Origin of the sequence: Enterobacter sp. R4-368 (genome assembly GCF_000410515.1) — a bacterium.
Lineage (GTDB): Bacteria > Pseudomonadota > Gammaproteobacteria > Enterobacterales > Enterobacteriaceae > Kosakonia.
This window is the reverse complement of sequence record NC_021500.1, coordinates 4,029,246-4,043,053: the sequence shown is the minus strand read 5'-3', so window position 1 is coordinate 4,043,053 and position 13,808 is coordinate 4,029,246. Positions and strand designations below refer to the sequence as shown.

Annotated in this window: 9 protein-coding genes; 1 reads left to right on the top strand and 8 read right to left on the bottom strand. The window is 56.6% G+C overall.

The features are described from left to right. Nucleotides 1-257: 257 nt before the first annotated feature. The 3 genes from mazG to rlmD all read right to left on the bottom strand — a co-directional run bounded on the left by mazG (nt 258) and on the right by rlmD (nt 4,705). Nucleotides 258-1,049, bottom strand: a complete 792-nt coding sequence (gene mazG, locus H650_RS18820) for a nucleoside triphosphate pyrophosphohydrolase (RefSeq protein ID WP_020456661.1) — start codon at nt 1,047-1,049, stop codon at nt 258-260. A gap of 64 nt (nt 1,050-1,113) precedes the next feature. Then, the gene (relA, locus tag H650_RS18815; RefSeq protein ID WP_017458746.1) at nt 1,114-3,351 is read right to left on the bottom strand and encodes a GTP diphosphokinase; all 2,238 of its coding nucleotides are present in this window, start codon (nt 3,349-3,351) and stop codon (nt 1,114-1,116) included. Between the two features lie 52 nt (nt 3,352-3,403). Next, on the bottom strand, nt 3,404-4,705 hold the full coding sequence (gene rlmD, locus H650_RS18810; RefSeq protein ID WP_020456660.1) for a 23S rRNA (uracil(1939)-C(5))-methyltransferase RlmD: 1,302 nt from the start codon (nt 4,703-4,705) through the stop codon (nt 3,404-3,406). Between the two features lie 57 nt (nt 4,706-4,762). Between rlmD and barA the strand changes: the two genes are divergently transcribed. Further along, nucleotides 4,763-7,531: a two-component sensor histidine kinase BarA gene (gene barA, locus H650_RS18805; protein WP_020456659.1), complete on the top strand. Its 2,769-nt coding sequence runs from the start codon at nt 4,763-4,765 to the stop codon at nt 7,529-7,531. 159 nt (nt 7,532-7,690) lie between these two features. Here barA and H650_RS18800 read toward each other — a convergent pair whose 3' ends face one another. The 5 genes from H650_RS18800 to H650_RS18780 all read right to left on the bottom strand — a co-directional run bounded on the left by H650_RS18800 (nt 7,691) and on the right by H650_RS18780 (nt 13,805). Then, nucleotides 7,691-8,830: a glycerate kinase gene (locus H650_RS18800; RefSeq protein ID WP_020456658.1), complete on the bottom strand. Its 1,140-nt coding sequence runs from the start codon at nt 8,828-8,830 to the stop codon at nt 7,691-7,693. An 87-nt stretch (nt 8,831-8,917) separates the two neighbouring features. After that, on the bottom strand, nt 8,918-10,258 hold the full coding sequence (gudD, locus tag H650_RS18795; RefSeq protein WP_044489572.1) for a glucarate dehydratase: 1,341 nt from the start codon (nt 10,256-10,258) through the stop codon (nt 8,918-8,920). A 22-nt stretch (nt 10,259-10,280) separates the two neighbouring features. Then, nucleotides 10,281-11,621: an enolase C-terminal domain-like protein gene (locus H650_RS18790; protein ID WP_020456656.1), complete on the bottom strand. Its 1,341-nt coding sequence runs from the start codon at nt 11,619-11,621 to the stop codon at nt 10,281-10,283. Then, nucleotides 11,621-12,976 (bottom strand): MFS transporter, encoded by a 1,356-nt coding sequence (locus H650_RS18785; protein ID WP_020456655.1) that lies wholly within the window; start codon nt 12,974-12,976, stop codon nt 11,621-11,623. The genes H650_RS18790 and H650_RS18785 overlap by 1 nt, the downstream gene beginning before the upstream one ends. 379 nt (nt 12,977-13,355) lie before the next feature. Then, nucleotides 13,356-13,805 (bottom strand): flavodoxin, encoded by a 450-nt coding sequence (locus H650_RS18780; RefSeq protein ID WP_020456654.1) that lies wholly within the window; start codon nt 13,803-13,805, stop codon nt 13,356-13,358. Nucleotides 13,806-13,808 lie beyond the last annotated feature (3 nt).

Sequence of the window (13,808 nt, the reverse complement as noted above, 5' to 3'; positions counted from 1 at the left end):
CCCTCTCCTCTGTTCTTCAGGCCGCATCTGCATTGGCTTCTGTCACTCACCCCAGACGCGGCGCATTTCGCTGCGTCTGAAGATTCGCTCGGTTGCCGCCTTGCTGCGACCCGAATTACTCGAAGAGGCGATTCTCAAGGCATTTCAACAAACTTAAGGAGTGTGAAAATAGCCACTTTTGGGTAAATGTTTTTGACGCAAATCAAGCGCTTGTTATTTAAAAAATCACACAAATCGCGCTTACTGGAACAAATGCTTTAAAGATCATGTTCCTGGCGTTTTACCTGTTGCCAGACATTTTCCATTGTTTCCAGATCTACACCGGTCATTTCCAGACGGCGTTCGCGCACAATACGCTCAACTTCGCGAAAACGCCGCTCAAATTTCAGGTTGGCTTTTTGCAACGCCACTTCTGCTTTGACGCCAAGATGACGCGAAAGGTTGACGGTCGCGAAGAGCAAATCGCCGACTTCCTCTTCCAGTTTCGCTTCATCAACCACCGCTTGTTTGGCTTCGTCCATGACTTCGTCGATCTCTTCGTACACTTTATCAAGCACCGGGCCAAGCGACGTCCAGTCAAAGCCGACGGTAGAGCAGCGTTTCTGGATTTTGTGCGCGCGCATCAGCGCAGGCAGGCTGTGGGGAATGTCGTCCAGCGCTGAGTGCTGAGATTTTTCTGCACGCTCTTCGCTTTTAATTTGCTCCCAACGCGCCAGCACTTCCGTGCTGTTTCCCGCATGCGCATCACCGAAAATATGCGGGTGACGACGCTCCAGTTTGTCGCTGATAGCGGCGCAAATGTCGTTGAAACCGAAACGCCCTTCTTCCTGCGCCATCTGCGCATAAAAAACCACCTGGAACAGCAGATCACCGAGCTCACCGCGTAAATCGTCAAAATCTTCGCGCGAAATAGCGTCCAGCACTTCGTACGTCTCTTCCAGCGTGTAAGGCGCAATGGTGGCGTAAGTCTGCTCTTTGTCCCACGGGCAGCCGTTTTCCGGGTCGCGCAGGCGTTGCATAATCCCGAGCAGACGATCGATTTGAGTCATGAGAAATTCCTGGTAATAAGTGTTGAGCCTCGCCCATCAAGGCGAGGCTCGGATGAAGAGAAAATCAGCCACCGTGCAGGCGGCGAGCGTCGATGACGTCCGGCACCTGGTTGAGTTTGCCGAGCACGCGGCCCAGCACTTGCAGGTTGTAGATTTCGATATTCATATCGATGGTGGCCAGCTGTTCTTTGGTGTCGCTGCGACTGGCGACGCCGAGCACGTTCACCTTCTCATTGGCGAGAATTGTGGTGATGTCGCGCAGCAGACCGCTACGGTCATTCGCCGTGACGCGCACCACCAGCGAGTAACCCGCCGAGTAGCTTTCGCCCCAGACGGCATCAACGATACGTTCCGGCGCCACGTTACGCAGCTCTTCCAGTTGATCGCAGTCGGCGCGGTGAATAGAGATCCCGCGCCCCTGAGTAATAAACCCGACGATTTCGTCCCCCGGGATCGGCTGGCAGCAACGCGCAATATGGTGCATCAGATTGCCTACGCCTTCGACAACGACGCGGCCATTGTCTTTGCTGCGGCTTTGCGGCGTGTACGTTTTCTGTTGCAGCTGCTTCAGCGCGGCGGCGTCCTGCTCCTCCGCGCTCGGTTTATTGAACTGCGACTGCAGGAAATTCACCATCTGATTGAGACGGATATCCCCACCGCCAATCGCCGCCAGCAACTCGTCCAGTTCGTTAAAGTTGTAGCGCGGCAGCAGGAATTTTTCCGCCTCTTTCAGGCTGATGCCAAGATGCGCCAGTTCGTCGTCGAGGATCTGACGCCCCGCAAGAATATTTTTGTCGCGATCCTGTTTGCGGAACCAGGCGTGGATCTTCGAGCGTCCACGGCTGGTGGTCACATAGCCCAGGTTCGGGTTCAGCCAGTCGCGGCTTGGGTTCGGTTGCTTCTGGGTGATAATTTCGATCTGATCGCCCATCTGCAATTGATAAGTGAACGGTACGATGCGCCCGCCGATCTTCGCGCCGATGCAACGGTGCCCGACATCGCTGTGAATATGGTAAGCAAAATCCAGCGGCGTCGAACCTGCAGGCAAGTCCACCACATCGCCTTTCGGGGTAAAGACATACACACGGTCGTCGAATACCTGGCTGCGAACTTCGTCGAGCATCTCGCCGGAATCGGCCATCTCTTCCTGCCAGGCGATCAGTTTACGCAGCCATGCAATGCGGTCTTCGTGCGCCGAACGCGGGCCGCCAACGGTAGCGGTGCCCTCTTTGTACTTCCAGTGCGCAGCGACGCCAAGCTCTGCATCTTCATGCATCTGCCGGGTACGAATCTGGATTTCAACGGTTTTCCCGCCCGGTCCAAGCACTACCGTGTGGATAGACTGGTAACCATTCGGCTTTGGGTTAGCAACATAGTCGTCAAACTCATCCGGCAGATGACGGTAATGGGTGTGGACAATCCCGAGCGCAGCGTAGCAGTCCTGTAAACGCTCGGCGACGATACGCACGGCGCGCACATCAAACAGCTCATCAAAGGCGAGGTGTTTTTTCTGCATTTTGCGCCAGATGCTGTAGATGTGTTTCGGGCGGCCATACACTTCCGCTTTGACGCCTTCGGTCTTCATTTCGGCACGCAAATGCCCGACAAATTCGTCGATGTAGTGTTCGCGATCGATACGGCGTTCGTGCAGCAGCTTGGCGATGCGTTTGTACTCCGCCGGATGCAGATAACGGAAGCAGTAATCTTCCAGTTCCCATTTGAGCTGTCCGATGCCCAGCCGGTTCGCCAGCGGGGCGTAGATATTAGTACACTCTTTCGCCGCCAGTACGCGCTCATCTTCCGGCGCATCTTTCACTTCGCGCAGATGAGCGATACGTTCCGCCAGCTTGATAACTACGCAGCGGAAATCATCCACCATCGCCAGCAGCATACGACGAACGTTATCGACTTGTTCGGAGGAGACGGAATCGGTGTGGGTGGCTTTCAGCTGGCGGATAGCCGCCATATCGCGTACGCCATGGATCAGGTTGACCACCGACGTGCCGACGCTTTCGCGCAGCACCTCTTCGCTGACCACTTCCGCATCGGCCAGCGGGAACAGCAGCGCCGCACGCAGCGTGTCGGTATCCATGCTCAGCATGGAGAGGATCTCCACCATCTCGACGCCGCGCCACAGCAGTAATTCCGCGTTCGGATGTCCCTGTGTTTGTCGCAGACAATATGCCCAGGTTTCGGTTAAGCGTTCACACGACGGCTGACTGGTGATGCCCAGACTCGCGATCCATTTGGCCGGATCGAATTCACCCGCTTTGTTCAAATGCGCACTGCGTACCGCAACCATTGTCCTCTCCTTTCAGGGACCGGGCCTGTCGAACTCGACAAGCCGAAATTAATCATTTGTGATTCACAAACAACACCATCGATTCCAGGTGGCCAGTGTGCGGGAACATGTCCAGCATCGCCAGCCGCTGGATCTGGTAACCCGCATCCAATAGCGCTTCACTGTCGCGGGCAAGGGTGGCGGGGTTACAGGAAACGTACACCACTCTGCCCGGCGACAATTTTAGAATATGTTTCATCACTCCGGCAGCGCCTGCGCGTGCCGGGTCGAGTAAAACTTTGTCAAATCCACGGCTTGCCCAGGGCTGTTTCGTGACATCTTCCTCCAGATTTTCATGAAAGAATGTCACATTCTGCAAGCCATTCTGTTGCGCGTTATCCTGTGCTTTCGCCACCAAATCGGTGACGCCCTCCACACCGACCACGCTGGCCGCGCGTTTCGCCAGCGGTAGCGTGAAATTGCCCATGCCGCAGAACAGATCCAGCACCCGGTCGCCGGGCTGCACATCAAGCCACTCCAGCGCTCGCGCCACCATCTGCTGGTTAACACCATCGTTAACCTGAATAAAGTCCCGCGGGCTGAACGTTAAGCGTAGCCCGTCCGAGCTGTACCAGGGAGATTCTCCGCTAACCTGTTCCAGTATCTCGCTTTGTGGCGCGAGATACAGCGAGAGTTCCTGAGAATGCGAAAACTGTTCCAGTTTTTCTCTGTCTGTTGCACTTAATGCAACAGTGTGACGCAAAACCATTAATGGGCCATTATCGGCTTCCACCAGCTCAACATGTCCAAGCTGACGCACGGCCTGCAACCCGCTCAGGCATTCACGCAGCGGCGCCAGTAATGCCTCAAGACGGGGCACCAACACCGGGCAGCGCGTGATATTAATAATGTCGTTACCGCCCGCTTTACGAAACCCCATCTCCAGACACTGGCTTTTGGGCTGCCAGTTCAGGCTGAGCCGCGCGCGACGGCGATAGCCCCAGGGTTCGCCCGCAATCACTTCATCGACGTCCCGTTTCATCAAACGCGCCAGCGCCGCACTTTTGCTGCGCTGTTGCAGGGCAATACTGGCATGCTGCTGCTGGCAGCCTCCGCAGACGCCAAAATGCGGGCACAGCGGCATAACGCGCTCGTCGCTATCATTCAGGCGACGTTTCACCTCACCGCGTGAAAACTGCCGCTTCTCCTCTTTCAGCACAATGTCCGCCGTTTCGCCAGGTAACAGCCCGGGGATGAACAGCGCTTTCCCGTTATGGCGCGCAACCCCCTGCCCAAAGGGATCAAGATCAGTTACGGTTACGGTTACTTTTTGACTAGTCGTCACACGTCGTTTTGCAGAGTAGAATTGCGCCATTGCAGGGATTTATCTCATTTACAGATTAATGGCCTAATTCTCCCATAACGGAACTCCATGACCAACTACAGCTTGCGAGCACGCATGATGATCCTGATTCTGGCGCCCACCGTGCTTATCGGTGTGCTGCTCAGCATCTTCTTTGTCGTTCACCGCTATAACGATTTGCAGCGTCAACTGGAAGACGCCGGTGCCAGCATCATTGAGCCGCTGGCGGTCTCGAGCGAATACAGCATGACGTTGCAGGACAAAGATGCGATAGGCCAACTGGTGAGCGTTTTGCATCGCCGCCATTCCGATATTGTGCGGGCAATTTCCATTTACGATGGGCAGAATAACGTATTCGTTTCCTCTAATTTCCTGCTTGATGGCGATAATCTCCGGCTGGCGGAAGGGCAACCTTTTCCGCGCAGGCTCAGCGTCTCCCGGCGCGGCGATGTGATGATCCTGCGCACGCCCATTCTTTCCGAAGGATTTACGCAAACCAACACCGCGCTACCAGCGGATAAAATTACCGGCAACATGCTCGGCTATGTGGCGCTGGCGCTGGATCTCAAATCGGTTCGTTTGCAGCAGTACAAAGAGATTTTTATCTCCAGCCTGATGATTTTGTTCTGTATAGGCATTGCGCTGATTTTCGGCTGGCGCTTAATGCGCGACGTAACCAGCCCGATCCGTAATATGGTCAACACCGTTGATCGCATTCGTCGCGGGCAGCTCGATAGCCGCGTGGAAGGTTTTATGCTCGGCGAGCTGGATATGTTGAAAAACGGCATCAACTCAATGGCGATGTCGCTGGCGGCCTACCACGAAGAGATGCAGCACAACATTGACCAGTCCACTTCCGATCTGCGTGAAACGCTGGAGCAGATGGAGATCCAGAACGTCGAGTTGGATCTGGCGAAAAAACGCGCCCAGGAAGCGGCACGCATCAAATCTGAGTTCCTCGCCAATATGTCCCATGAGCTGCGCACACCACTGAACGGCGTGATTGGCTTTACCCGCCTGACACTGAAATCTGAGCTTAACCCCACGCAGCGCGATCACCTGCTGACGATTGAACGTTCGGCGAACAACCTGCTGGCGATCATTAACGACGTGCTGGATTTTTCCAAGCTCGAGGCGGGCAAGTTAATTCTGGAAAGCATCCCGTTCCCGCTGCGTAATACGCTCGATGAGGTGGTCATCCTGCTGGCGCACTCGGCGCACGACAAGGGGCTGGAACTGACGCTGAATATCAAAAACGATGTGCCGGATAACGTAATTGGTGACCCGCTGCGTCTGCAACAGGTGATCACCAATCTTGTCGGTAACGCCATCAAATTCACCGAACATGGCAATATCGACATTGTGGTTGAGAAGCGCGCCATCAGTAACAACAAAGTGCAGGTTGAGATGCAGATCCGCGATACCGGCATCGGCATCCCCGAGCGCGATCAGTCGCGGTTGTTCCAGGCGTTTCGTCAGGCCGATGCCAGCATCTCTCGCCGCCACGGCGGCACCGGCCTGGGGCTGGTGATAACCCAAAGGCTGGTCAATGAAATGGGCGGCGATATCTCCTTCCATAGCCAGCCAAATCGCGGATCCACCTTCTGGTTCCACATTAATCTCGATCTCAATCCAAACGCCATCAGCGAAGCGCCTGCCACAGGCTGTCTGGCGGGCAAACGCCTTGCCTATGTCGAGCCCAATGCGACAGCCGCGCAAAGCACGCTGGACGTGTTGCACGAAACGCCGCTGGAGGTGATTTACAGCCCGTCGTTCTCGGCGCTGCCGCAGGCGCATTACGACATTCTGCTGATGGCGATTCCGGTAACGGTGCGTGAACCGCTCAACATGCAGCACGACCGCCTCGCACGGGCCGCCGCCATGACCGATTACCTGCTGTTAGCGCTGCCTTGCCATGCGCAGGTGAACGCCGAGGAGCTGAAGCAAGATGGCGCGGCGGCCTGTCTGCTGAAACCGCTGACCACCACCCGCCTGCTGCCCGCGCTCACAGAATATTGCCGTGCGACCCGGCTCACGCAGGCTCAGCCGGTAGATGAAACAAAACTGCCGATGACGGTAATGGCGGTGGACGATAACCCGGCCAACCTGAAACTCATCGGCGCGTTGCTGGAAGATCAGGTGCAGCATGTCGAACTGTGTGAAAGCGGTATACAGGCCATTGAGCGCGCCCGCCAGCTACAGTTCGATCTGATCCTGATGGATATTCAGATGCCGGACATGGATGGCATTCGCGCCTGCGAGCTAATTCGCCAGTTGCCACACCAGCAGCAAACGCCGGTCATCGCCGTTACGGCCCATGCGATGGCCGGACAAAAAGAGAAACTGCTCAGCGCCGGGATGAACGATTATCTGGCGAAGCCCATTGAAGAAGATAAGCTGCGCAGCCTGCTGCGCCGTTATAAGCCCGGCCCGGATATCGGCAGTTGGCTGATGCCACCGGAACAGGCAGTAGCACCGGCGGACATCGTAGTTGACGCCGACACCACGCTCGACTGGCAACTGGCGCTGCGCCAGGCTGCCGGGAAATCGGATCTGGCGCGCGAGATGCTGCATATGCTGGTCGAGTTCCTGCCGGAGATCCGCAATATGGTGGAAGAACAGCTGGTTGGCGAAGCGCCGCAAGGGCTTTCTGAAGGGATCCATAAGTTACACGGCAGTTGCGGTTACAGCGGCGTACCGCGGCTGAAAAACCTCTGCCAGTTGATTGAACAGCAGTTACGCAGCGGCGTTGCGGCCGAAGAGCTGGAACCGGAGTTTCTGGAACTGCTCGATGAGATGGATAACGTCACCCGCGAAGCACATAAATTGCTGGGGTAGCCTGCCGCATAACCGCTGGCGGGAGTTGAGGTTGGACACGTTGTGTATCCGCGAGTGGATAAACAACGCATTGATTATCCACTCAGCGTACCAGCGCCAGGCCAGTGAGGATGCGCTGATACAAGCCCGGTAAGCCTGCATGCTACCGGGCGGTTTGCGTTACAGCTTCTGCCCTGCTTTCAGCACTGCCGCCACGTTGCGCGCGGTCATGCGGACATTTTCGCCGGCATTTTCCAGCGCGTCTTCCAGCGAACAGACCTTGTAGATCACACTGAACACCGCATCGATACCGTGATGGTGTACCACGCCAACATCGGCGGTCAGGCTGCCGGCAATGCCAATAACCGGAATATTATGGCGCTTCGCCACTTTCGCCACGCCCACCGGCACTTTGCCGTGCACCGTCTGGCTATCGATACGCCCTTCGCCGGTGATCACCAGGTCAGCGCCAATCACGTACTCATCCAGCGCCAGCGCATCGGTGACAATCTCGATACCCTGGCGCAACTCTGCGCCGCAAAACGCATACAGCGCGGCACCCATCCCCCCTGCCGCGCCGCCCCCCGCCAGGTGCAGCACGTCCAAATCCAGGTCGCGGGCAATGATCCGCGCATAATGCCCGAGCGCTTTATCGAGCCTTTCGATCATCTCCGGCGTTGCCCCTTTCTGCGGGCCAAACACCGCCGACGCGCCCTCTTTTCCGGTGAGTGGATTGGTCACATCGCAGGCCACTTCGATACGGCACCCGGCAAGGCGTTTATCCAGTTGCGCGGTATCAATTCGCGCCAGCGTTTCCAGCGCCGCACCACCCAGCGCAATCTGCTGGCCATTCTCATCCAGCAGCTTTGCGCCCAGCGCCTGCACCATGCCAGCACCACCGTCATTGGTCGCACTGCCGCCAATGCCAATGATGATATGTTTAACGCCCGCGTCCAGCGCATGGCGAATCAACTCGCCGGTGCCCCACGACGTGGTGATGAGCGGGTCGCGTTTGGCCGGGGGTACCATTTCCAACCCGCTGGCGGCGGCCATTTCGATAAAAGCGGATTGCTCGTCGCCAGAAATCCCGTAGAACCCTTCAGCCTGCTCGCCGAGCGGGCCTTTTACCGCAACCTTAACGATACGCCCGTCGGTAGCGGCGACCATGGCTTCAACCGTCCCTTCGCCACCGTCCGCCACCGGTATTTTGACGTATTCCGCCGTGGGGAAAATTTCACGAAAACCGCTCTCAATCGCGGTCGCCACATCCAGGGCACTTAAACTTTCTTTGTAAGAGTCTGGTGCGATCACAATTTTCATAAGCCATCCTTACGCATATTCACGGCTTTAAGCATACACCCAGCAAAGATGTGGAAATGCCAGCCCCCGCAAGGACTGGCAATTTCATCAACGCACCATGCACGGACGTTTGTTATCAAATTTCCAGTTCGGGATCAGGTATTGCATTCCCATTGCATCGTCACGCGCGCCGAGGCCATGTTTTTGATACAGCTCGTTGGCTTTCATCACCTGGTCCATATCCAGCTCTACGCCAAGACCCGGTTTGTTTGGCACCTGCACCATCCCGCCTTTAATTTCGAACGGCTGTTTAGTCAGGCGCTGGTTGCCCTCCTGCCAGATCCAGTGCGTATCGATTGCGGTGATATTGCCCGGTGCCGCAGCGGCAACATGGGTGAACATCGCCAGCGAAATATCAAAGTGGTTATTCGAGTGCGAGCCCCAGGTCAGACCGAACTCGTGGCACATTTGCGCCACACGTACCGACCCCTGCATGGTCCAGAAGTGCGGGTCAGCCAGCGGGATATCCACCGATTGCAGTGACAGCGTATGGCCCATTTGACGCCAGTCGGTGGCAATCATATTGGTGGCGGTCGGCAGGCCGGTCGCGCGGCGGAACTCCGCCATCACTTCACGACCGGAGAAGCCCTGTTCCGCGCCGCACGGATCTTCTGCGTACGCCAGCACGCCTTTCAGGTGCTTACCAATTTTTATCGCTTCATCCAGTGACCAGGCACCGTTCGGATCGAGCGTGACGCGCGCCTGCGGGAAGCGTTTTGCCAGCGCGGAAATCGCTTCGGCTTCTTCCATTCCCGCCAGCACGCCGCCTTTCAGTTTGAAATCGTTAAAACCATATTTCTCATACGCGGCTTCTGCCAGACGCACTACGCGATCCGGCGTCATCGCCTCTTCGTGACGCACGCGATACCAGTCGCACTTGTCATCCGGCTGGCTCTGGTACGGCAGCGGCGTTTTTTTGCTGTCGCCAACGAAGAACAGGTAACCGAGCATCTCTACTTCGCTGCGCTGCTGGCCTTCGCCAAGCAGGGAAGCGACGTTCACACCGAGGTGCTGACCGAGCAGATCAAGCATCGCCGCTTCAATGCCGGTCACCACGTGGATCGTAGTACGCAGATCGAAAGTTTGCAGGCCACGGCCACCGGCGTCGCGGTCGGCAAAGTTATTGCGCACGGTGTTGAGGATATTTTTGTACTCACCCAGCGTCTTACCGACCACCAGCGGAATAGCGTCTTCCAGCGTTTGACGGATTTTCTCGCCGCCGGGGATTTCCCCCACACCGGTGTGGCCGGCGTTGTCTTTAATCACCACGATATTGCGGGTGAAGAACGGGGCGTGCGCGCCGCTCAGGTTCATCAACATGCTGTCGTTGCCCGCAACCGGGATAACCTGCATGGAGGAGACAACGGGTGTCGAACTGTATGTGCTCATTTTTTTTAATCCTTTTGGTCTATCAATGACGTCCAAAAACGGGGCGTTTTTTGTCAAACGTCCAGCCTGGGATGAGGTACTGCATCGGGCCTGCGTCATTGCGCGCGCCGCCGGGCAGCGTCTTGTATGCCGCGTGCGCTTTTTCGATTTGCGTCCAGTCGATCTCTACACCAAGGCCTGGCGCATCGGGTACGGCGATTTTTCCCTGGCGGATCTCCAGCGGCTGTTTGGTCAGGCGTGCGTCGCCCTCCTGCCAGATCCAGTGCGTGTCGATGGCGGTCGGCGTTCCCGGTGCTGCCGCGCCAACGTGGGTGAACATCGCCAGCGAGATATCGAAATGGTTGTTGGAGTGGCAGCCCCAGGTTAATCCCCAGTCGTCGCACAGTTGCGCCACGCGTACCGCGCCGGAAAGCGTCCAGAAGTGCGGATCCGCCAGCGGGATATCCACCGCGTTTAGCATCACCGCATGGCCCATTTCACGCCAGTTGGTGGCAATCATATTGGTCGCTACCGGCAAGCCGGTGGCGCGGCGGAACTCCGCCATCACTTCACGACCGGAAAAGCCCTGTTCCGCGCCGCACGGATCTTCCGCGTAGGTCAGCACATCATTAAGGCCTTTGCACAGGCTGATGGCTTCGTCGAGCAGCCAGGCGCCGTTGGGATCAACCGTGATGCGCGCGTCCGGGAAGCGTTTTTTCAGCGCCCGCACGGTGTCGATCTCTTTTTCGCCCGGCAGTACGCCGCCCTTGAGTTTGAAATCTTTAAAGCCGTAGCGATCCTGCGACGCTTCCGCCAGGCGCACGACCGCATCGCTGTTCATCGCTTCCTGATGACGCAGGTGATACCACTCATGGCTGCCAGGCGTCGCGGCCAGGTATGGCAGATCGGTTTTGGTACGATCGCCGACATAAAACAGATAACCCAGCACCGTCACCGCATCGCGCTGTTTACCGGGGCCAAGCAGTTCGCACACCGGGACGTTCAGCGCTTTGCCTAACAGATCCAGCAGGGCGGCTTCCAGTGCCGCCACCGCATTCACGCGCAGCTCAAATGTCCAGGCACCTTTTCCGAAAGTGTCGAAATCCGCCGCCTGGTTGCCTTTGTGTACGCGCTGCACCACTTTATTCAATCGCGCCACTTCCTGCCCCACCACCATCGGCGTGGCGTCAACCAATGTTTTGTAGATCACGTCGCCGCCCGGCGCTTCACCGACGCCAGTGTTGCCGGCGTTGTCGGTGAGCACCACGATGTTGCGGGTGAAGTAAGCGTTATGCGCGCCACCGATGTTCATCAGCATGCTGTCATGCCCGGCCACCGGAATGACCTTCATGTCGGTGATAATGGGGCTTGCTTGCGTATTCATCATTCACGTCCTGTCACAGGTTTCAGCACGATACGCTTGATATCCCCCACCAGAACCAGGTAACTCAGTACCGCCACCAGCGCATGGATACCGACATAAATCAGCGCGCCATTAAACGAGCCGGTCGTGCCGACGATGTAGCCAATGGCAATCGGCGTCACGATGCCGGAGATATTGCCGAACATGTTGAACAGACCGCCGCTCAGGCCGCTGATCTCTTTCGGCGCGGTATCTGCCATCACCGCCCAGCCCAGCGCACCGATGCCTTTACCGAAGAAAGCCAGCGCCATGAAAGCGATAATCAGCGTTTCGGAGTTGGTGTAGTTGCAGAACACCATGCTCATGGAGAGCAGCATTCCCAATACAATTGGCGTCTTACGCGCCACGTTCAGCGAGCCGTAACGGCGCATTAACCAGTCGGAAATAATCCCGCCCAGTACCCCCCCCACAAAACCGCAGATCGCCGGGATTGAAGCAACAAAACCTGCTTTCAAAATCGACATGCCACGTGCCTGCACCAGATAAACCGGGAACCAAGTGATAAAGAAATAGGTCAGGGCGTTAATACAGTACTGGCCCAGATAGACGCCGATCATCATGCGGGAACCCAGCAGCTGTTTGATCTGTCCCCATTTTTCTGAGAATGGAACATGGTGCGCGCTTTTCGCCTGATCCATATTGATCAGTGCGCCACCTTCAGCAATGTACTCCAGCTCTTTTTTGTTTACGCCCGGATGCTGGTTCGGCTCGTGGATCATTTTCTGCCACAGGAAGCTGATGAAAATGCCGAGACCGCCCATAAAGAAGAACACATGTGACCAGCCCACGGCGTGCGTCAGCCAGCCCATGATCGGCGCGAAGATCACCGTCGCGAAATATTGCGCGGAGTTAAAAATCGCCACCGCCGTGCCCCTCTCCTGCGCCGGGAACCAGGCTGCAACGATGCGGCTGTTGCCCGGGAAGGAAGGAGATTCGGCCAGACCGACCATAAAGCGCAGGGTGAAGAGCGCAACGATGATGCCGAAGCCGCTAAAGATATCGACGAAACCTTGCAGCAAGGTAAACAGCGACCAGGTGAAGATAGACCAGAAATAGACGCGTTTTGATCCGAAGCGGTCAAGCAACCAGCCGCCCGGTATCTGGCCAATCACATAAGCCCAGGAAAACGCGGAGAAAACATAACCCATACCGACCGGATCCAGGCCTATCGCTTTGGACATCTCTGAACCGGCAATCGACAACGTGGCGCGATCGCCATAGTTGAAGGATGTGACGATAAACAGCATCACCACTATCCAGTAGCGGGCATTGGTACGCTTTTCAGCGCCGCTCGCCGCCTGGCTAAATGTACTCATGGTTGTACTCCCGAAGCATAAATGTTCTTTTGTCCATTCATCCTGTACGGCGCAACCTGTAGGGGAAGACAGGATGATGTCATTGTGTTTTTGCTGCTCCTGCCGGGTTTGCCACACCCGGCGGGCCGCGTTTTTTTTACTGGCGAGAAAAAGTATATGGAGCGCCTTTTCAACTCTCACCGTGCAACAACACAACATTCGCCGGGCGCGGCTATGCCCTTTAAGGCATTAGCCCAGGCGGATGGGGAGTACTTCACGGAAATGAAAATGGAGCAGACCGAAGGTGGTCAAAAGAGAGGCAGCGTTAAAGAGTGTGAAATGCGTCGCTTGACGCGGCAAAAAGAGAAGTTTCCTCCCCGCGTACGGAGAGGAAGACAGCTTATTTCAGCAGGGTCGCCCAGTGCTCAACCCACGGATTAGAGACGGTTTCCGGTTCCGGGTCTTCGCTGGCGTCAATCAGCAACATCTCGCCGATACGCTGTGCACCTTGCTCTTGAAGCAGGGCATCAAACTGCTTACCCCCGCCGCAGAAATGGGCGTATGTGCTATCGCCCAGGGCAATCACGCCATAGTGCAGATCGGGCTGATACCCCACGGTATCGCGCAGATAATGGAACAGCGGCGCAATACTTTCCGGCAAATCGCCCTGACCGGTCGTGGAGGTCACTATCAGCGCGTAATTGCCTTTGTTGTTTTCCCAGTCGCTGGCTTCGGGATCTTCAAATACCGTCGCCTTGTGGCCCTGCGCCTGTAAGATCTCCTGCGCTTCTTCCGCCACCAGCAACGAATTGCCGTACATGGTGCCAACAAAAATTCCGACCTTCGCCATAGC